Genomic DNA, 17,539 nt, shown 5'->3' with positions numbered 1-17,539 from the left:
GCCACGTATGACACACCGTCACGGCCGTACGGGCGACACCGCGCTCAGCGCCGCCGCCCCGCGGCTGCAGGAGGCCGTCCCACGGCTGCAGGAGGCCGTCCCGCCGTTACAGCAGGCCGTCCCACATCTGCTCCAGCAGGACCGACCACCAGGTCTCCGGCGAGCCGAGCGCCGCCGGGTCCAGCGCCGCGAGCTGCACCTGGAAGTCGGTGGTCCAGCGGCCCGCCTGCTCCGGGTTCAGCCCGTACCGCAGCCGCCACATCCGGCCCAGCATCGCCATGCAGCGCACGAACTCCGGCAGCCCGGTGTTCACGAACTGCGGCGTCGCCGCCTGCCCACCGGGGCCCGCCTCCAACGGCACCGCCACGATGTGCGCCGTGCCGTACTGCACGCACAGCTGACGGCCGAAGTCCGAGCCCATGACCAGGTACGAGCCCGCATCGGGAGCCGGCTGCACGCCCCGCTCCTGGGCCAGCTCCGCCAGTGTCGGCACCGGGCGGCCCGGCTGCGCCTGCCCCCAGAAGAACGGGCCGAAATCGACCGGTACACCGGCCCACACCAGGGTCTGCCCCACCACGTCGGGCACGCCCTGCCGGGAGACGGCGCGCTGATCGAAGCGGAAGACCCCCTGCGGCCCGAACGCCTGCTCGAGCTCCTGCCCGATCGCCTGCGGCGGGACCGGCGGCGCGAGCTGGATCTGCGACGGGTGCGGCAGCGGCACGCGCACCGGCGCCGGACGGGCGGGCCCGTCCGCCACCTGGTGCAGCTCGCCCTGATGCTCCACCAGATGCCGTACGCCCTGCTGCCGCGAGGCGTGGTCGTGGCCGTACGCGGCGGTGTGGCTGATCCGCACCTGCGGCCAGGTCTCCCGGATCATCCGGGCGCAGTAACCGCCCGGCAGGTCGCAGGACTCCAGCTCGGTGTGGAGCTCCAGCACCTGCTCCGGCGGCACGTTCAGCCCGCGCAGCTCGTGCAGGATCTGCCACTCCGGATGCGGCGTACCGGGCGCCGAACGCCGGATGATCTGCTGCTCGGACCCGTCGGGCGCGCGGTACCGCAGCACGGCCATGTAGCCGGGGCCGACGGTCGGCTGACCGGTCGGCGGCGGCCCGGCCGGAGCGCCGGGCTGCCCCATGGGAGCAGCGGGCGGCGGCATACCGGGGCCGGGGGGAGGCTGCACACCAGGGCCCGCGGGAGGCTGCATACCGGGGGCAGCGGGAGGCTGCGCACCGGGGGCGGGCGGAGGCTGGATACCGGGGCCGGCGGGCGGCGGCGTACCGGGGCCCGCGAGCATCGTCGCCGCGGCGTGCACGCCACCACCGGGAGCGCCGGGAGCGCCGGGGGCTCCCGGGGGCGGAGTGGCCGGGGCGGCGGGCGGCGGCGGAGGCGTACCGGGGCCCGCGGCGCGGGGCATACCGGGCGGGGACGGGGGCGGCGGCCCGTCGCCCCCGCTCTTCGCCGCACCGGCGTTGCCGGGCAGCGACGAACCGTCGGCCAGCATCGTGGCGGCCGCGTGCACGCCACCACCGGAAGTACCGGGAGTACCCGGCGCACCGGGGGCTGCGGGAGGGCCGGGCGGCGGGGGCTGCGAGCCCTCGATCGCGGCCGGGGCGCCGGACGGGCCGGCGGCGTTCGGGTCCAACTGGGAGACCAGTTGCGTCGGTACGTAACCGCCGCCTCCCGGGGCACCGGGCGGCGGGGGCGTACCGGGTGCCGGGGGCGTACTGGGCGCCGCAGACGTACTGGGTGCCGGAGGCGTACTGGGTGCCGGAGGCGTACTGGGAGCCGGGGGCGGCGTACCGGGACCGCCGGACTGCACCTGCGCCCTGCTCGTCGCCTCGTCCGCGACGTCCGCGGCGGACGGGCGCTCGGGGCCCGCGCCGGGCACACCGGGGGGCGGCAGATGCGTGACGGGCGGGCCGGACGGCGGCGGCAGGTCCGACAGACCGGGCGCGGCGGCGGCCGGAGCCGCGGGGCCCGGAGGCGGACCGGCGGCCGGGTCCTCGATGGCCGGTGCGACCGCCGTGGGCGGCAACTGGCTGCCCCCCTGGAGCAGCTCGGTCCTGGCATCCGGGCGCACCGAAGGCTGCGCCGAACCCCGCTCGGCGTCCTCGTCGAAGCTCAGCGGCGGCGCGAACACGGTCGCCGGCAGCCCCACCGACCGGTCGTCACCGTCGTCGTCCGCGGTGATGTCCGTGCCCTCCCAGGAGGAAGCGGCGGCCGTACCGGAAACGGGCGCAGCGGTTTCCTTCTCCTCCTCGGGCTGCTGCTCCTCCGACTCCGGCGCGGCGGCAGGCACGGGCGCGGCAGGCGGCTGCTCAGCAGGCCCCTGCGCGGCGACAGGAGTCTCCGCGGCAGGAGCCTGCACCCCCGATGTCTCCGGCACTTCCGGCGTCTCCGACGCCCCCGCTCCCCGATCCGGAATGCCGACCGCGTCCGCCGCCTCCTGCAGCCACTCCGGCGGCGTCAGCAGGAACGACGTCTGCTCCAGATCGATCCGCTGCCGCGGCACCTCCGGCGCGGGCGCCGCCTCGGGCACCGCGCCGTACTCCTCTTCGTACCGCCGGATCACCTCGCCCACCGGCAGCCCCGGCCACAGCGTCGTCTCCCCGCTGTCCCGGGCGATCACCAGCCGCTGCCGGCCGCCGTCGACGACCGGCCCGCCCTCGCGGTCCTCGGCCCAGGCCACGAAGCCCAGCTCGAACTCCCGTACCCGTACCTCACGCTGCTGGTACGCCGGCACCTCGCCGTTGACCCAGCGCTCCGCGCGCTCCTGCGCCTGCGCGAACGTCACCATCGCGCTCATCCCTCCACCGGAACGGCACGCGCGAAGCCACCGTCCACCATCAGGTTCGCCACGGTCGTGAGCTCCGGGGGATTGCCCGCGAGCCGCTCCAGGAACTCGTCGAAGTCCCCGCCGCACGGCAGCAGCAGCCGCTCGACCCGCTCCTGGACCGACCAGCCGTCCCGGTCCCGCGCGTCGTCGTACGCGCAGAACCACACCGACCCCGCCGCTTCCCCCCGCACCTTCACCGCGATCACACCGCCCTGGACGAACCCGACGCCCAGGTAGTCCTTCGTGAAGTGGTCCCGCAGACACTTGTTCACGTACACCAGATCGTTCACGGCCGCGTCGTCCCGCACCGTGAAGAACGGCTGGTCCACCAGCAGCCCCAGCTCCGGATCGAGCGCCGCGCCCACCGGCGCGCACCCGCCCGCCGCCTTCAGGAACGCCCGGTACGCGCCCGGCAGCCGGTACCCCAGCGCCTCCTCGGCCTGCAGTACCGCGTCCTCCGGCACCGACACGTCACGGTGCGGCAGCCCGAAGTGCGCCGGCCGCGTCTCCTGCAAGGGCCGCGTCCCGCGCTTCTCGTGGTCCACCGCCGCCGTCGCCAGCCCGCCGTGGTGCCGCAGCAGCGCCTTCACCTCGACCGGCACCAGCTCCATGCGCCGCGTCCCCGCCACGTGGTGCCACGTCCAGCCGTGCGGCGTCGCCACCGACGGCACGTCCTCCCACAGCTCGTGGCCCGCCGCGTGCAGGGCGGCGTTGGCCGACACGAAGTCCGTCAGCCGCAGCTCGTCGACCCCGAAACCCTCCGGCGGCTCGGCGACCTCCGCCGCTGCCCGCGCATACAGAGAAAAGTCCGGAAAACCCGAACCGTCCACCTGTACACCCCGCGGAAAGCGCGCGGCCCGGACCGGGTCCGGGAAATGCACGACCTGCCCGGCGTAGGCCGTGTTCGGTGGCGCGGCGCTCTGCCCGAGCCGACCTGTCGTCATGGCGGTTGCCCCCTGGCTGGAACTGGCTACTGCCGCACAGCCTAAGCGGTGCGGCAACCCCCGCTCCCGCCCCCGCCCGCCCTTGCAGGCCGCCCGTCGGCCACGCACCGGCCGCTTATAGAGCGCCTTTTCGGGACGTCACACCCGCACCACCACACCCTCGTACATCTGTGCCACCACACCCCCGACCGGCCGACTGTCACAGACCGGTGACAAGGACCGGCACAGAGCCGTGACACCCACAGGGCATGCCCGACTTCCGCAACACCCAGCGCGTTTGGCAGGCTGACCCCCGCAGACGGGGGGATGCAGGGAGGGAAAGCACCGCATGAGCACCACCGCACAGTCCGCCGCACGGACCGCCACGGGCACCGGCACCGGGAGCACCGACCAGGGCACCGCGCCGTCATCCGCGCACCCCAACGGCGACCCCCGAATCGGCTGGAGCGCCACCGCCGACAACGAAGGACCGCCCACACTCCGGCACCGCCGCGACGGCATCCTCCCCACCGTCGCCGCCGCCCTCTCCGTCCGCGGCACCACCCTCACCTGCACCGCGAGCAAGTCCGAACAGCCCCCCGCACTCCACCCCCTCGTCCAGGACTTCCTCGACACCCTGAACACCGCACAGCGCGAACGCTTCACCGGGCGCTGCCCCGAAGCCGTCCTGCTCTCCCGGCACCTCACCGCCGTCGAAGCGAACCGCTCCAAACGCCAGTCCAAAAAACCGCTCACCAACGGCGAGGCCCGCCGCTCCCTCAAACACTCAAAACTCACCGCCCGCCACATCCGCGAGGACGGCGACCCCCAGCACGGCCACTACGCCGCGCCCTGCCGCTCCTGCGACGCACTCCTGGCCTTCTTCGGCGTCATGCCCGTCGGCCTCTCCGCGGCAGGGAGCTGAACCGCACCATGACCCCACCCACCACCGCGTACGACCGCGCCGCCGGCGCCACCACCCGCTTCCCCGTCGCCGTCGACGCCGCCCTGCACGAAGCCGGCTGGCAGCCCGGCCACTGGGACATCAAGCAGGCCGAACGCTGGGCCGACGCCCTCCGCGAATACGCCTCCCCCGGCGGCCACCGGCACACCGTCTTCCCCGCCGCCGTCGAAGCCTGGGCCGAATTCGGCACCTTCCGCATCAGCGCACCCGGACCCGGCCGGCACATCGCCCCCACCCCCTTCGAGATCGACCCGCTGTACGGCATCCACCTCGCCCGCACCCTCGGCGACCTCGGCCGCGCCCTGGACACCCAGGTCGCACCGCTCGGCCGGGAAGCCGACAGCCAGGCCACCCTCGCCATCGACGCCGAAGGCCACGTCTACAGCCTCGACCACACCGGCGACTGGTACCTCGGCCACGACATCGACCAGGCGTTCGCCACCCTCGTCCTGGGCACCCGCCCGACCCGCCTGACCGTCGGCACGGCCTGACCGCCGGCACCGCCTGACCCTCGGCACGCCCGACACGACGCGCACCACCCGGCGGGACGGACCCGATACGCCGTCCCGCTAGCGGTCCGCCCCGTCCGCCCGGCGCTCCACCCCATCCGGCAGCACCGCCGACACCCGGAAGCCACCCGCCTCCGTCGCACCCGACACGAACACGCCACCGAGCCCCGTCACCCGCTCCCGCATCCCCACCAGGCCGTTCCCCCCACTCGGCAGCCCCGCGTCCGCCGCACCGCCCTCCGACGGACCGTTCTCCACCTGCACCGCGACCTCCCCCGCACGATGCGCCAGCCGCACCCGCACCCGCGCCCCCGGCGCATGCTTGTGCACATTCGTCAGCGCCTCCTGCACCACCCGGAACGCCGTCTGCTCCACCCCCGGCCCGTACGCCCGCGCCTCCCCCTCCACGGACAGCTCCACCACCGTGCCCGCGTCCCGCGACTGATCCACCAGACCCGCCACATCCGCCAGCGACGGCCCCTCCCCCTCGGCCTCCGACCGCCCCGCCGCCCGGCCGCCACTCGCATGACGCTCCCGCACCGCCCCCGGCCCACCGTCCACCAGCACGTCCCCCGCCGCAGCCGCCCCCTCCGACGACCCGGCGGACTCCGACACCTGCGACACCTTGGACACCTTCGACGCCACCGCCACCAGCCGCTCCGGCTCGTCCGACACCCGCACCGACGACCCCGAACCCTCCCCCGTACGCAACACCCCCAACATCTCCCGCAGCTCCGTCAACGCCTGCCGACCCATGTCCCCCACCAGACCCGCATTCCGCGACGCCTTCTCCGGATCCTTCAACGCCACCGCCTGCAACGCCGCCGCATGCACCACCATCAGACTCACCCGGTGCGCCACCACGTCGTGCATCTCCCGCGCGATCCGCGTCCGCTCCTCATTACGCGCCCACTCCGCACGCTCCTCCGCGCGCTCCGCGAGCAGCATCAGCTCCCGCTCCAGACCGTCATTGCGCTCCCGCAGGCTCTCCACCAGCCGCCGCCGCGCCCCCACATACAGCCCCAGCAGCACCGGCGGCGCCGTCAGCACCAGCCCCAGCGCCACCGACACCAGCGGCACGAACCACCACGGCGGATCGAAGTCCTCCTGCGACGCCACGTCCTGCTGCATCTTCAAGATCGTGACAATCAACGTGCCGACGACGGACATCCCCGCCAGCAACACCGTGAACCGCCGCGGCACGTCCGACGCCGCCAGCGTGTACAGACCCACGATCCCCAGCAGCGCACCCAGCTCCGCCGGGGTCACCGCGATCGACACCAGTACGACGACAATCGGCCACTTGCGCCGCAGCAGCAGCACCGGGCCGACCAGCAGACCGAGCGCGATCCCCACCGCCACCGGCAGCCGGGACTCCTGCGCGAACTGCACGCCCTCCAGCACGCACTCCACCGTCGAGGCCAGCGCCAGACACACGTCCAACACGGCGCTGCGGCGGTGCTCCCACCACCACGGCCCGCCACCCGGCGCACCCCTGACGCCCCCGGCGTCCCTTACCCCCGTCGCGGTCATACCGCCCACCCTACGGGCGCCCGCCCCCGATTTCCGGCCACGCCCACCACCCTGCGACCCGTCCGTTACGGACCAGTACCTGCGACTTTCCCTCGAACCGGCGAATCACCCACATTTTCGGCACATCTGTCCACGGCGGGCGCGACGCTCTGCACTGTGACGAACACCCACGCTGGATTCGAGTCCCTGCGCGACGAGGCGGTGGCCCTCCGCCGCGCGGGCCTCAGCCGCCGCCAGATCCGCGACCGCCTCCACGTCCACAACAACGACCTCCTCAACCGCCTCCTGGACGGCGTCCCGGTCCCGGAATGGACCACACGCCCCCACGCGAAGGACGACCTCAGAGCACGGGCCCGCGAACTGCGCCTCCAAGGCATGACCTACGACCAGATCCAACTGGAGCTCGGCTGCTCGAAGAGCTCGATCTCGCTATGGGTCCGGGACCTGCCGAAGCCGGAGCGGCAACGCACCTCGGAGGAGGCTTCCGCGATCGCCAGACGCGGCTGGGAGGCGACGCTCAAGCGCCGTGAGGAGGAGCGCCAGACAACCAAGCGGCAGGCGACCGACGAGATCGGAGCCGTCACGGATCGCGAGCTCTTCTTGATCGGCGTCGGGCTGTACTGGTCCGAGGGCACCAAGAGCAAGCCGCACGCGCGGCGGGAGCGCGTCACCTTCATCAACAGCGACCCGCAGATGATCCGCGTCTACCTCGCCTGGCTCGACCTGCTCGGTGTAGAGCGTGACCGACTGGAGTTCCGCGTATCGATCCACGAATCCGCCGATACCGCCGGCGCGGAGCGCTACTGGGCCGAGCTGGTCGGTATCGGCGTCGGCGCCCTCAGCAAGACGACACTGAAGAAGCACAATCCGAGCACCGTCCGCAAGAATGTCGGCGAGGGCTACCACGGCTGCCTGACGGTCCGCGTCGCACAAGGAGCCGATCTGTACCGTCGCATTGAAGGCTGGTGGTACGGCATAGTGTTGGGTGCTGAGCGGCCAGCCTGACGAGGTGTCCGGTTTGGACGCTTTTACACTCCCCTGTGGTGTAATAGGCAACACAGTCGGTTTTGGTCCGATCGTTCGAGGTTCGAGTCCTCGCAGGGGAGCAATGCTCAGTTCGGGTCCTGACGGCATCGTCGGGACCCGTCCGCGTTTCGGCTGCAATACGCACCGGTATCCTTCGGGTGTCCACCACCCGAAGTAGCCAAGAAGCCGAAGGGCATCCCCGTGAGCGCCAACCGCCCGGCAGCCGTCGTCGTTCTCGCAGCGGGTGAGGGCACCCGCATGAAGTCGGCGACCCCGAAGGTCCTGCACGCGATCTGCGGCCGCTCCCTCGTCGGCCACGTCGTCGCCGCCTCCCGTGAGCTGGACCCCGAACACCTCGTCGTGGTCGTGGGCCACGCCCGCGAGCAGGTGACCGCGCATCTCGGCGAGATCGACGCGGGCGTCCGCACGGCGGTGCAGCACGAGCAGAACGGCACCGGGCACGCCGTCCGTATGGGGCTGGAAGAGCTGACCTCCGGGGGCTCCGGCGAGGCCGGCGCGCCGGGTGTCGAGCTGGACGGCACCGTGGTCGTCGTGTGCGGCGACACGCCGCTGCTGACCGGGGAGACCCTCAAGAAGCTTTCCGAGACGCACGCCGCCGACGGCAACGCCGTCACCGTGCTGTCGGCCGAGGTGCCGGACGCGACCGGGTACGGCCGGATCGTGCGGGACGAGGCGACCGGCGCGGTCACCGCGATCGTGGAGCACAAGGACGCCAGCGACGCGCAGCGTGCGATCCGGGAGATCAACAGCGGCGTGTTCGCGTTCGACGCGCGGCTGCTGATCGAGGCCCTGGGCAAGGTGCGGACGGACAACAGCCAGGGTGAGGAGTACCTCACGGATGTGCTGGGGATCGTGCGGGAGGCCGGGCACCGAGTGGGTGCGGCGGTGGCGGCCGATCACCGGGAGATTCTGGGGATCAACAACCGTGTGCAGTTGGCGGAGGCGCGCCGGCTGCTGAACGACCGGCTGCTGGAAGCGGCCATGCTCAGCGGTGTGACGGTCGTGGATCCGGCGACGACGTGGGTGGACGCCACGGTGACGTTCGAGCCGGATGCGGTGGTGCATCCGGGTACGCAGTTGCTGGGTGACACGCATGTGGCGTCGTTCGCGGAGGTGGGGCCGCAGTCGCGGCTGGCGGACACGGTGGTCGGTGAGGGCGCTGTGGTGTCTTTCACGGTGGCGGACGGTGCGAAGGTCGGGCCGGGGGCGAGTGTGGGTCCGTATGCGTATCTGCGGCCGGGTACGGAGCTGGGGCCGAAGGCGAAGGCCGGCACGTACGTGGAGATGAAGAACGCTTCGATCGGTGAGGGCACGAAGGTGCCGCATCTGTCGTATGTGGGGGATGCGACCATTGGTGAGTACACCAACATCGGTGCTGCGAGCGTCTTTGTGAACTATGACGGTGAGGCGAAGCACCACACGACGGTGGGGTCTCACTGCAAGACGGGGTCGGACAACATGTTTGTGGCTCCTGTCACGGTCGGGGACGGCGCGTACACCGCGGCGGGCTCCGTGATCACCAAGGATGTGCCCCCGGGTTCGCTGGCTGTCGCGCGTGGTCAGCAGCGGAATATCGAGGGCTGGGTCGCTCGCAAGCGACCGGGAAGCGCCGCCGCGCAGGCCGCTTCGGCTGCTCGTCAGAAGAGTGAGGGCGAGCAGTGACCGGGCAACGGGTGCGCCGTGCGGGGCGTACCGTGATAAGCGCACGCAACGTGGTCGGCGCAGGCAAAGCGCCCTCATGTTTGAGAGCTTGGCAAGGAGATTTGCTGTGACCGGGATCAAGACGACCGGCGAGAAGAAGCTGATGCTCTTCTCCGGCCGCGCCCACCCCGAGCTGGCGGAGGAGGTTGCTCACCAGCTGGGTGTCAGCCTGGTCCCGACGAAGGCTTTCGACTTCGCGAACGGTGAGATCTATATCCGTTATCAGGAGTCGGCGCGTGGTGCGGACTGCTTTTTGATGCAGAGCCACACGGCTCCCATCAATAAGTGGATCATGGAGCAGCTGATCATGATTGATGCTCTCAAGCGTGCCTCGGCGCGGAGCATCACCGTGGTCATCCCCTCGTACGGGTACGCCCGTCAGGACAAGAAGCACCGCGGCCGTGAGCCGATCTCGGCGCGTCTGGTGGCGGATCTGCTGAAGACGGCGGGTGCGGACCGCATCGTCACGGTGGATCTGCACACGGACCAGATCCAGGGCTTCTTCGACGGCCCGGTGGACCATCTGTTCGCGCTGCCGGTCCTCGCGGACTATGTGGGCGCGAAGGTCGACCGCGACAAGCTCACCGTCGTCTCTCCGGACGCTGGCCGCGTGCGCGTCGCCGACCGCTGGTGCGACCGGCTGGACGCGCCGCTGGCGATCGTGCACAAGCGGCGTGACAAGGACGTGGCGAACCAGGTCACGGTCCACGAGGTCGTCGGTGACGTGAAGGACCGCGTCTGTGTCCTGGTCGACGACATGGTGGACACCGGCGGCACGATCTGTGCGGCCGCTGACGCGCTGTTCGCGAACGGTGCGGCGGACGTCATCGTCACCGCCACGCACGGCATTCTGTCCGGCCCGGCGGCCGACCGGCTGAAGAATTCGAAGGTGAGCGAGTTCGTGTTCACGAACACGCTGCCGACGCCGGGTGAGCTGGAGCTGGACAAGATCACGGTGCTGTCGATGGCCCCGACGATCGCGCGTGCGATCCGTGAGGTCTTCGAGGACGGCTCGGTGACGAGCCTGTTCGAGGAGCAGTGAGCTGATTTCCTGCTTAGCCGGGGCTCCGCTCGGGAGCTTCTGTAGATCGATTTTCGAGGCGGCCTCCCCGCCGGGTAGACTCACGGAGTTGCTCGGCGAGGGAGGCCGTACTTTTTTGTACGGCTGTCCGTTATCGACGCGCTCTTCGTAGCAGGTCTGTCGTGGGCCGGGTGACGGCCGTCAGATCCGTTGAGAAGTACTACGAGGAGTGCATCATGGCCGAGGTCAAGATTTCCGCCGAGCTGCGTACCGAGTTCGGCAAGGGCAGCGCCCGCCGTCTGCGTCGCGAGGACAAGGTTCCCGCGGTCATTTACGGTCACGGCGCGGAGCCGCGTCACGTGGCGCTGCCGCACCACGACACCCTGATGGCGCTGAAGAACTCGAACGTTCTGATCAGCCTGGACATCGAGGGCAAGCGCGAGCTGGTGATCCCGAAGGCCGTGCAGCGCGCCACGATCCGCCTGGGCATCATCGAGCACGTCGACCTGCTGCTGGTCCGCCAGGGCGAGAAGGTCTCCGTCGAGCTGGCGATCCACACCGAGGGTGAGCTGGCCCCGGGTGGCAACCTGCTCGAGCACGTGCTGAACACCCTGCCGGTCGAGGCCGAGGCCACCCACATCCCCGAGTCGGTCACCGCCGACATCTCGGGTCTGGACGCCGGTCAGTCGGTGCTGGCCAAGGACATCAAGCTGCCGGCCGGTGTCTCCCTGGGTGTCGAGGACGACGCGATCGTCCTGCAGGTCGTGGCCGCGCAGGCCGAGGCCGCCGCTGAGGGCGAGGGCGAGGCCGAGGAGGGCGCCGAGGCCTGAGCCTCGGACCGCCTCTGACGGTCGCCTTCGGGCGGTTTCCGTCACCGGTTTTTCCGCCGCCGTCCCGTTCGTTGCGAGCGGGGCGGCGGCTTTTCTACGTACTGTTTCTTACGTGCAGGAGTGCAGCGGTGAGTGAGGAATCGGCGAGCCCGTGGCTGGTGGTGGGGCTGGGGAATCCCGGTCCCGAGTACGCCGCCAATCGCCACAATGTGGGGTTCATGGTGGCCGATCTGCTGGCGGAGCGGATGGGCGGCCGGTTCAAGGCGCACAAGGCGCGGGCGCAGGTGGTGGAGGGCCGGATCGGTCCTCCGGGGCCGGGGAGTCGGCGGGTGGTGGTGGCGAAGCCGTCGTCGTACATGAACCTGTCGGGTGGTCCGGTGACGGCGCTGCGGGATTTCTACAAGGTGCCGTTGGAGCGCATCGTGGCGGTCCACGATGAGCTGGACATCGATTACGGGGCACTGCGGCTGAAGCTGGGCGGTGGGGACAACGGTCACAACGGGCTGAAGTCGATGACGAAGTCGCTGGGTGCCGAGTACCACCGGGTGCGGTTCGGGATCGGGCGGCCGCCGGGGCGGATGCAGGTGGCGGACTTCGTGCTGAAGGACTTCTCGTCGGCGGAGCGCAAGGAGCTGGACTACTTCGTGGACCGGGCGGCGGATGCGGTGGAGGCGCTGGTCACAGAGGGGTTGGAACGGGCGCAATCCGCCTACAACTCCTGAGCGGGACAGCGCGGGACGACGTCTGACGAAGCGTTCTGATCGAGTTGACCGGGCGTACCTCGATGGCCAAGGATCGCCGCCATGTCCAGGACAGGTACGACAGGTTCCAAGAAGCGCAGCCGTACCAAGCGGGCGGGCGAGAGCGCCTTCGGGCTGCTGCTCGTCCTGAAGAACCTGCTGATGACGCTGCTCGCGTTGCTGTTGCTGGTGGCCGGTGCGTGGACGTCGTGGGGTACGGCGCAGTACGCGATGCTGGTGCAGGCGAAGGAGCGCGGCACGATGACGGTGGCGTCGTGCGGTGAGGAGCGCTGCTGGGGTCCGTACGTGCCGACGGGCGGGGACGGGGAGCGGCGGGCGAAGGTGGTGCTCGCGGAGGCGGCGGCCCCGGAGAAGGGGCAGCTCGTCGAGGTGACGGTGGAGCCCGCTTCGGATCGTGCGGTGCGTACGGGTCCGGGCGGCATTCTGTACGCGTGGGCGCCGCTGGGCGGTGCGATGCTTTTGGCTTCGCTGGTGGTGGCCGGGGGGCTGCGTATGCGGCGGACGGCGTGGGGCGTGGGTCTTGCGGGGGCCGCGTTGCTGGTGGCGGCGTTCTTCACGCTGTGACGCCGTGAGCCGGTCGAACCTCTGATCCAGCCGAAAGGGCCGGGCGCCGCGGAGAGCGGTGCCCGGCCCTTTCGTTGTGTTCGGCAGGTCAGCCGGTGTTACGCAGACCCGCGGCAACACCGTTGACGGTCAGCAGCAGGGCCCGGGCCAGTACCGGATCCGATTCCTCGCCGCGCTGGGCGGCCTCGCGCTGGCGGGCGAGGAGGGAGACCTGGAGGTAGGACAGCGGGTCCAGGTAGGCGTCGCGGATGCGGAAGGTCTGCTGGAGGACGGGGTTGGCTTCCAGCAGTTCGGCCTCCTGCGTGATGCGCAGGACTTCCTGGACGGTGAGCTCGTGCTCGGCCTTGATGACGTCGAAGACGTGCTTGAGCTCGTCGGGGACGAGGGTGTCGACGTAGTGCTGGGCGATCCGCAGGTCGGTCTTGGCCAGCGTCATCTCGACGTTGGACAGGAAGTTGCGGAAGAAGTGCCAGTGCTCGTGCATCTCGTCGAGCACGGAGTCCAGGCCGGCTTCGCGCGCCGCCTTCAGGCCCGTACCGACGCCGAACCAGCCGGGGACGATCTGGCGGGACTGGGTCCAGCCGAAGACCCACGGGATGGCGCGCAGGCCGTCGAGGGAGACGCCCGAGCCGGGGCGGCGGGAGGGCCGCGAGCCCAGGTGCAGGTCGGCGAGCTGGTCGACGGGGGTCGAGGCGAGGAAGTACGTCGGCAGGTCCGGGTCCTCGACGAGCTTGCGGTACGCGGCGTGCGCGGCGTCGGAGACGGTCTCCATGGTGGCGTCCCAGCGGGCCAGCGCCTCGTCGGACTGGCGCGGCGCGGTGTGCAGGGCGGATGCCTGCAGGGTGGCCGCGACGGTCAGTTCCAGGTTTTCGCGGGCCAGGGACGGCACGAGGTACTTGTCGGAGATGACCTCGCCCTGTTCGGTGACCTTGATCTCGCCTTCGAGGGTGCCGTAGGGCTGCGCGAGGATCGCGTCGTGGGAGGGGCCGCCGCCGCGGCCGACGGTGCCGCCGCGGCCGTGGAAGAGGCGCAGCCGGACGCCGTGCCGGTGGGCGACGTCGCGGAGCAGGCGCTGGGCTCGGTGGATCTCCCACTGGCTGGTGGTGATGCCGCCGAACTTGGAGGAGTCGGAGTAGCCGAGCATGACCTCCTGGACGTCGTCGCGGAGGGCGACGAGGCGTCGGTAGGAGGGGTCGGAGAGCATCTCGTCCAGGAGCTGGTCGGCGATCTTCAGCTCGTCGGTGGTCTCCAGGAGGGGGACGATGCCGACCTTGGCCCAGCCGGCGTGCAGGTCGATCAGGCCCGCCTCGCGGGCAAGGACCGCCGCGGCGAAGACGTCGTCGGAGCCGGCGCACATGGAGATGATGTACGACTCGATGACCTCGGGGCCGAAGGTGGCCTTGGCCTTGCGGATGGTCTCGAAGACGCCGAGGGTCTTGGCTCCGGCCGCGTCCAGGGGGGCGGGGGTGGAGGCCAGAGGGCGGCGCGAGCGCAGTTCCTTGGCGAGGAGCTTGCGGCGGTAGTCGCGCGGCATGTCGACGTAGCGCCAGGACTCCTCGCCGAGGCGGTCGAAGAGCTGGCCGAGGGCGTGGTGGTGGGCGTCGGCGTGTTCGCGGACGTCCATGGTGGCGAGCTGGAGGCCGAACGCGGCGATCGTGCGGATCGTGCGCTCCAGGCGGCCGTCGGCGACGAGGCCGCCGCGGTGCTCGCGCAGCGAGGTCTGCAGCAGGGCGAGGTCGTCGAGGAGCTCGCCGGTGCCGAGGTAGTCACGCCCGGTGACGTGCGGGGTGTCGTTGGCCAGGCGCTCGCGGGTGTTGACGAGCTTCTGGCGGATACAGGTGGCCTTGAGGCGGTAGGGCTCCTCGGAGTTCAGCCGCTTGTAGCGGGGGCTGATCTCGGGGAGGAGTTCCAGGTCCTGCTGGAGGGAGGCGAGGAGTTCCTCGGTGGCGCCGCAGTTGCGGATGGAGTTCGACAGGGCGCCGCGCAGCTCGTCGATGTGCTCCAGCGCGTCGGTGATGCCGTGCTCGTGCTGGAGGATGAGGACGTCCCAGGTCACCTGGGGGGTGACGTTGGGGTTGCCGTCGCGGTCGCCGCCGATCCAGGTGCCGAAGGTGAGGGGGCGGGTGCCGGGCGGAAGCTGGACGCCGGCCCGCTCCAGCTCGGCGGCGAGGTCCTCCAGGACGTCGCCGACGGCACCGCGGCCGAGCTCGTCGAGGTAGTAGATGGCGTTCCGGGCCTCGTCGGTGGGCTCCGGGCGCGCCACGCGCAGCTCGTCGGTCTGCCAGATCAGGTCAATGTTCTCCGCGAGGCGGAGGTCGGCGCGGCGGCGGTCGCCGGCGTCGGTGGTCTCCAGCAGCTCGGCGATCTTGCGGAGCTTGGTGAGGACGGAGCGCCGGGCGGCCTCGGTGGGGTGGGCCGTGAAGACGGGGCGTACGCCGAGGTGGGCCGCGGTCTCGCGGAGGTGCTCGGGGTCGGCGTCCTTGAGCATGTCGGCGGTGCGGGCGAGGATGCCGCCCTCGGCGGCGCGCCGGGTGCGCAGCTCGCGGCCGCGGTGCACCTGCTCGGTGACGTTGGCGAGGTGGAAGTACGTGGAGAAGGCCCGCACGAGCTTGGTGGCGGTGATCAGGTCGGTGTCGCCGAGCAGCTCGGCGGCGGCCTCGCCGTCGGTGCGCGTCAAGGCGCGTACGCGTTCCACCAGATCGAGGAGCTCGGGGCCTTCCTGGCGTACGAGGGTCTCGCCGAGCAGGTCGCCGAGGCGGCGGATGTCGGCGCGCAGGGCGCCATTGCCTGCGTCCGGCGTGTCGGGGGCCCCGGGGCGCGGGGTCTGCTGGGCGGCGTCGGGAGAGATGTCGGCACTGCTCACAGGTGCGGCTCCTTGCAGTGTTGAGCACGTCTGGGCTGGTGGGTGTCTTGTGGACACTCCCTGGTGGCGGGTTGCGGACCGCGCTGTCCGACGCCTCAAGAATAGATCTCCGCTTTTCGGGCGGTCATACCGTCCGCTCTGTGAGAGGAGCTGTCGGGCCGGTCACACCCTTGTACGGTGTGGCCGCACTGCCATACTTACGAGACCGTAGGTTACGGAACCGTAGCCTTGCCTCCGACCCCAGCGAGGGACACACATGACCGCTGGCCCTGAAGTCGTCGAGAAAACACCGAAGAGCGCCGAGAGTGCGCCGCCGCCCGCGACACTGGGCGGCGACAGCAAACGTTCCGTGGAGCAGATCGCGCTGCTGCTGTTCATCATCGTGCCGTTCCTGGCGCTGGTGGCCGCGGTGCCACTGGCCTGGGGATGGGGCGTGAGCTGGCTCGATCTGGGGCTGCTGGTGGCGATGTACTTCATTGGCTGCCACGGCATCACGATCGGTTTCCACCGCTATTTCACGCACGGGTCGTTCAAGGCGAAGCGGCCGCTGCGGATCGCGCTGGCGATCATGGGGTCGCTGGCGGTGGAGGGTCCGCTGGTGCGGTGGGTGGCGGATCACCGCCGGCACCACAAGTTCTCCGATGCGGAGGGTGACCCGCATTCGCCGTGGCGTTACGGCGAGACCGTGCCGGCCCTGCTGAAGGGCCTGTGGTGGGCGCACATGGCATGGATGTTCGATGAGGAGCAGACGCCGCAGCACAAGTTCGCGCCGGATCTGATCAAGGACCCGGCGATCCGCCGGATCTCCCGCCAGTTCGTCCTGTGGACGTCCGTGTCGCTGCTGATCCCGCCGCTGATCGGCGGGCTGGTGACCATGTCGTGGTGGGGCGCCTTCACGGCGTTCCTGTGGGGCTCGCTGGTGCGGGTGGCGCTGCTGCACCACGTCACGTGGTCGATCAACTCCATCTGCCACGCGGTGGGCAAGCGCCCCTTCAAGTCCCGTGACCGCTCCGGGAACGTGTGGTGGCTGGCGATCCTGTCCTGCGGCGAGTCCTGGCACAACCTGCACCACGCGGACCCGACCAGTGCGCGGCACGGTGTACTGAAGGGGCAGCTCGATTCCAGTGCCCGGCTGATCCGCTGGTTCGAGCAGCTGAGGTGGGCGTACGACGTGCGCTGGCCGAACGCCTCCCGGCTCGACTCCCGCCGTCAGGAGAACGGCTCCCGCCGCAAGGACAAGGCCGCACAGGCGGCATGATTGACGGGTGGCGATCGATGGCAGCAGCGTGAGTGGCAGTAAGGACAGGGCGTCTTCCGGTGCGGGCGCGCGGCGTGCGCGGCGGGTCCGCATGACGGGCAAGGAGCGCCGGGAGCAGCTGCTGGACATCGGGCGCACGGTGTTCGCCGAGCGCGGCTTCGAGGGCACGTCGGTGGAGGAGATCGCGGCGAAGGCCGGGGTGTCCAAACCGGTGGTGTACGAGCACTTCGGCGGGAAGGAAGGGCTGTACGCGGTCGTCGTGGACCGGGAGATGCGGCAGCTGCTGGACATGGTGACGGGTGCCCTGACCGCGGGGCACCCGCGTGAGCTGCTGGAACAGGCGGCGTTCGCGCTGCTGGACTACATCGAGACCTACACCGACGGCTTCCGCATCCTGGTGCGGGACTCCCCCGTGGCGCAGTCGACGGGTACGTTCGCGTCGCTGATCAGCGACATCGCCACTCAGGTCGAGGACATCCTGGGTCTGGAGTTCAAGGCCCGCGGCTTTGATCCGAAGCTGGCGCCGCTGTACGCGCAGGCGCTGGTCGGGATGGTGGCGCTGACGGGCCAGTGGTGGCTGGACGTGCGCAAGCCGAAGAAAGCGGAAGTCGCCGCGCATCTGGTGAACCTCGCCTGGCACGGGCTGGACGGGCTGGAGCCGAAACCGCGGCTGATAGGCCACCGGAAGGCGTGACCTCTGGCCACACGCGCCCCAAAGTTCACCCGAAA

General features: G+C 70.8%; 14 protein-coding genes and 1 tRNA gene. 11 read left to right on the top strand and 4 right to left on the bottom strand.

Features of this window, described 5'->3' with window-relative positions; genetic code table 11:
* Positions 1-106: 106 nt before the first annotated feature.
* Entirely contained in the window at positions 107-2,797 is a 2,691-nt protein-coding gene (locus IG84_RS0104095) for an SUKH-4 family immunity protein (protein ID WP_031051441.1), read from the bottom strand.
* A gap of 5 nt (positions 2,798-2,802) precedes the next feature.
* Positions 2,803-3,780, bottom strand: a complete 978-nt coding sequence (locus IG84_RS0104090; RefSeq protein ID WP_031051439.1) for an SMI1/KNR4 family protein — start codon at positions 3,778-3,780, stop codon at positions 2,803-2,805.
* A gap of 328 nt (positions 3,781-4,108) precedes the next feature.
* Here IG84_RS0104090 and IG84_RS0104085 point away from each other — a divergent pair, with 328 nt between their 5' ends.
* Together IG84_RS0104085 and IG84_RS0104080 are read left to right on the top strand one after the other, a co-directional pair.
* Complete coding sequence (locus IG84_RS0104085) at positions 4,109-4,684, top strand: YwqJ-related putative deaminase (protein ID WP_078648591.1); 576 nt, start codon at positions 4,109-4,111, stop codon at positions 4,682-4,684.
* A gap of 8 nt (positions 4,685-4,692) precedes the next feature.
* The gene (locus IG84_RS0104080; protein WP_031051434.1) at positions 4,693-5,214 is read left to right on the top strand and encodes an SUKH-3 domain-containing protein; all 522 of its coding nucleotides are present in this window, start codon (positions 4,693-4,695) and stop codon (positions 5,212-5,214) included.
* Positions 5,215-5,292: 78 nt separating this feature from the next.
* Here the strand turns inward: IG84_RS0104080 and IG84_RS0104075 are convergent, their stop codons facing one another.
* Positions 5,293-6,765, bottom strand: a complete 1,473-nt coding sequence (locus tag IG84_RS0104075; RefSeq protein WP_051861339.1) for a sensor histidine kinase — start codon at positions 6,763-6,765, stop codon at positions 5,293-5,295.
* 156 nt (positions 6,766-6,921) lie between these two features.
* On the opposite strand from IG84_RS0104075, the gene IG84_RS0104070 reads away from it, so the two are divergent.
* From IG84_RS0104070 to IG84_RS0104040, 7 genes are all read left to right on the top strand, one after another.
* A complete protein-coding gene (locus tag IG84_RS0104070; RefSeq protein WP_031051429.1) occupies positions 6,922-7,770 on the top strand; it encodes a hypothetical protein in 849 nt (282 codons plus the stop codon).
* A 29-nt stretch (positions 7,771-7,799) separates the two neighbouring features.
* Positions 7,800-7,871, top strand: a tRNA-Gln gene (locus IG84_RS0104065).
* 121 nt (positions 7,872-7,992) lie between these two features.
* The gene (gene glmU / locus IG84_RS0104060) at positions 7,993-9,474 is read left to right on the top strand and encodes a bifunctional UDP-N-acetylglucosamine diphosphorylase/glucosamine-1-phosphate N-acetyltransferase GlmU (RefSeq protein ID WP_078648590.1); all 1,482 of its coding nucleotides are present in this window, start codon (positions 7,993-7,995) and stop codon (positions 9,472-9,474) included.
* A gap of 106 nt (positions 9,475-9,580) precedes the next feature.
* Positions 9,581-10,555 (top strand): ribose-phosphate diphosphokinase, encoded by a 975-nt coding sequence (locus tag IG84_RS0104055; RefSeq protein ID WP_031051427.1) that lies wholly within the window; start codon positions 9,581-9,583, stop codon positions 10,553-10,555.
* Between the two features lie 215 nt (positions 10,556-10,770).
* Positions 10,771-11,364 (top strand): 50S ribosomal protein L25/general stress protein Ctc, encoded by a 594-nt coding sequence (locus tag IG84_RS0104050; RefSeq protein WP_031051424.1) that lies wholly within the window; start codon positions 10,771-10,773, stop codon positions 11,362-11,364.
* Between the two features lie 128 nt (positions 11,365-11,492).
* Positions 11,493-12,086 (top strand): aminoacyl-tRNA hydrolase, encoded by a 594-nt coding sequence (gene pth / locus IG84_RS0104045; protein ID WP_031051421.1) that lies wholly within the window; start codon positions 11,493-11,495, stop codon positions 12,084-12,086.
* Positions 12,087-12,167: 81 nt separating this feature from the next.
* A complete protein-coding gene (locus tag IG84_RS0104040) occupies positions 12,168-12,689 on the top strand; it encodes a hypothetical protein (RefSeq protein ID WP_031051419.1) in 522 nt (173 codons plus the stop codon).
* An 88-nt stretch (positions 12,690-12,777) separates the two neighbouring features.
* On the opposite strand, the gene ppc is transcribed toward IG84_RS0104040, so the two are convergent.
* Positions 12,778-15,465 (bottom strand): phosphoenolpyruvate carboxylase, encoded by a 2,688-nt coding sequence (ppc, locus tag IG84_RS0104035; protein WP_051861378.1) that lies wholly within the window; start codon positions 15,463-15,465, stop codon positions 12,778-12,780.
* Positions 15,466-15,808: 343 nt separating this feature from the next.
* On the opposite strand from ppc, the gene IG84_RS0104030 reads away from it, so the two are divergent.
* Complete coding sequence (locus IG84_RS0104030; protein WP_031051414.1) at positions 15,809-16,810, top strand: acyl-CoA desaturase; 1,002 nt, start codon at positions 15,809-15,811, stop codon at positions 16,808-16,810.
* 7 nt (positions 16,811-16,817) lie between these two features.
* Positions 16,818-17,504 (top strand): TetR/AcrR family transcriptional regulator, encoded by a 687-nt coding sequence (locus IG84_RS0104025; RefSeq protein WP_031051412.1) that lies wholly within the window; start codon positions 16,818-16,820, stop codon positions 17,502-17,504.
* Positions 17,505-17,539: the final 35 nt, after the last annotated feature.

It is taken from the genome of Streptomyces ochraceiscleroticus (assembly GCF_000720485.1).
GTDB lineage: Bacteria > Actinomycetota > Actinomycetes > Streptomycetales > Streptomycetaceae > Streptomyces > Streptomyces ochraceiscleroticus.
The sequence above is the reverse complement of the archived record's forward strand: the minus strand, read 5'-3'. Positions and strand labels throughout refer to the sequence as shown.

Excerpts from the sequence above, each read along its gene's own strand:
- IG84_RS0104030 (WP_031051414.1), top strand. The coding sequence starts at position 15,809 with ATGACCGCTGGCCCTGAAGTCGTCGAGAAAACACCGAAGAGCGCCGAG.
- IG84_RS0104085 (WP_078648591.1), top strand. The coding sequence starts at position 4,109 with ATGAGCACCACCGCACAGTCCGCCGCACGGACCGCCACGGGCACCGGC.
- IG84_RS0104095 (WP_031051441.1), bottom strand. The coding sequence starts at position 2,797 with ATGGTGACGTTCGCGCAGGCGCAGGAGCGCGCGGAGCGCTGGGTCAAC.
- IG84_RS0104090 (WP_031051439.1), bottom strand. The coding sequence starts at position 3,780 with ATGACGACAGGTCGGCTCGGGCAGAGCGCCGCGCCACCGAACACGGCC.
- IG84_RS0104075 (WP_051861339.1), bottom strand. The coding sequence starts at position 6,765 with ATGACCGCGACGGGGGTAAGGGACGCCGGGGGCGTCAGGGGTGCGCCG.
- IG84_RS0104040 (WP_031051419.1), top strand. The coding sequence starts at position 12,168 with ATGTCCAGGACAGGTACGACAGGTTCCAAGAAGCGCAGCCGTACCAAG.
- IG84_RS0104050 (WP_031051424.1), top strand. The coding sequence starts at position 10,771 with ATGGCCGAGGTCAAGATTTCCGCCGAGCTGCGTACCGAGTTCGGCAAG.
- IG84_RS0104080 (WP_031051434.1), top strand. The coding sequence starts at position 4,693 with ATGACCCCACCCACCACCGCGTACGACCGCGCCGCCGGCGCCACCACC.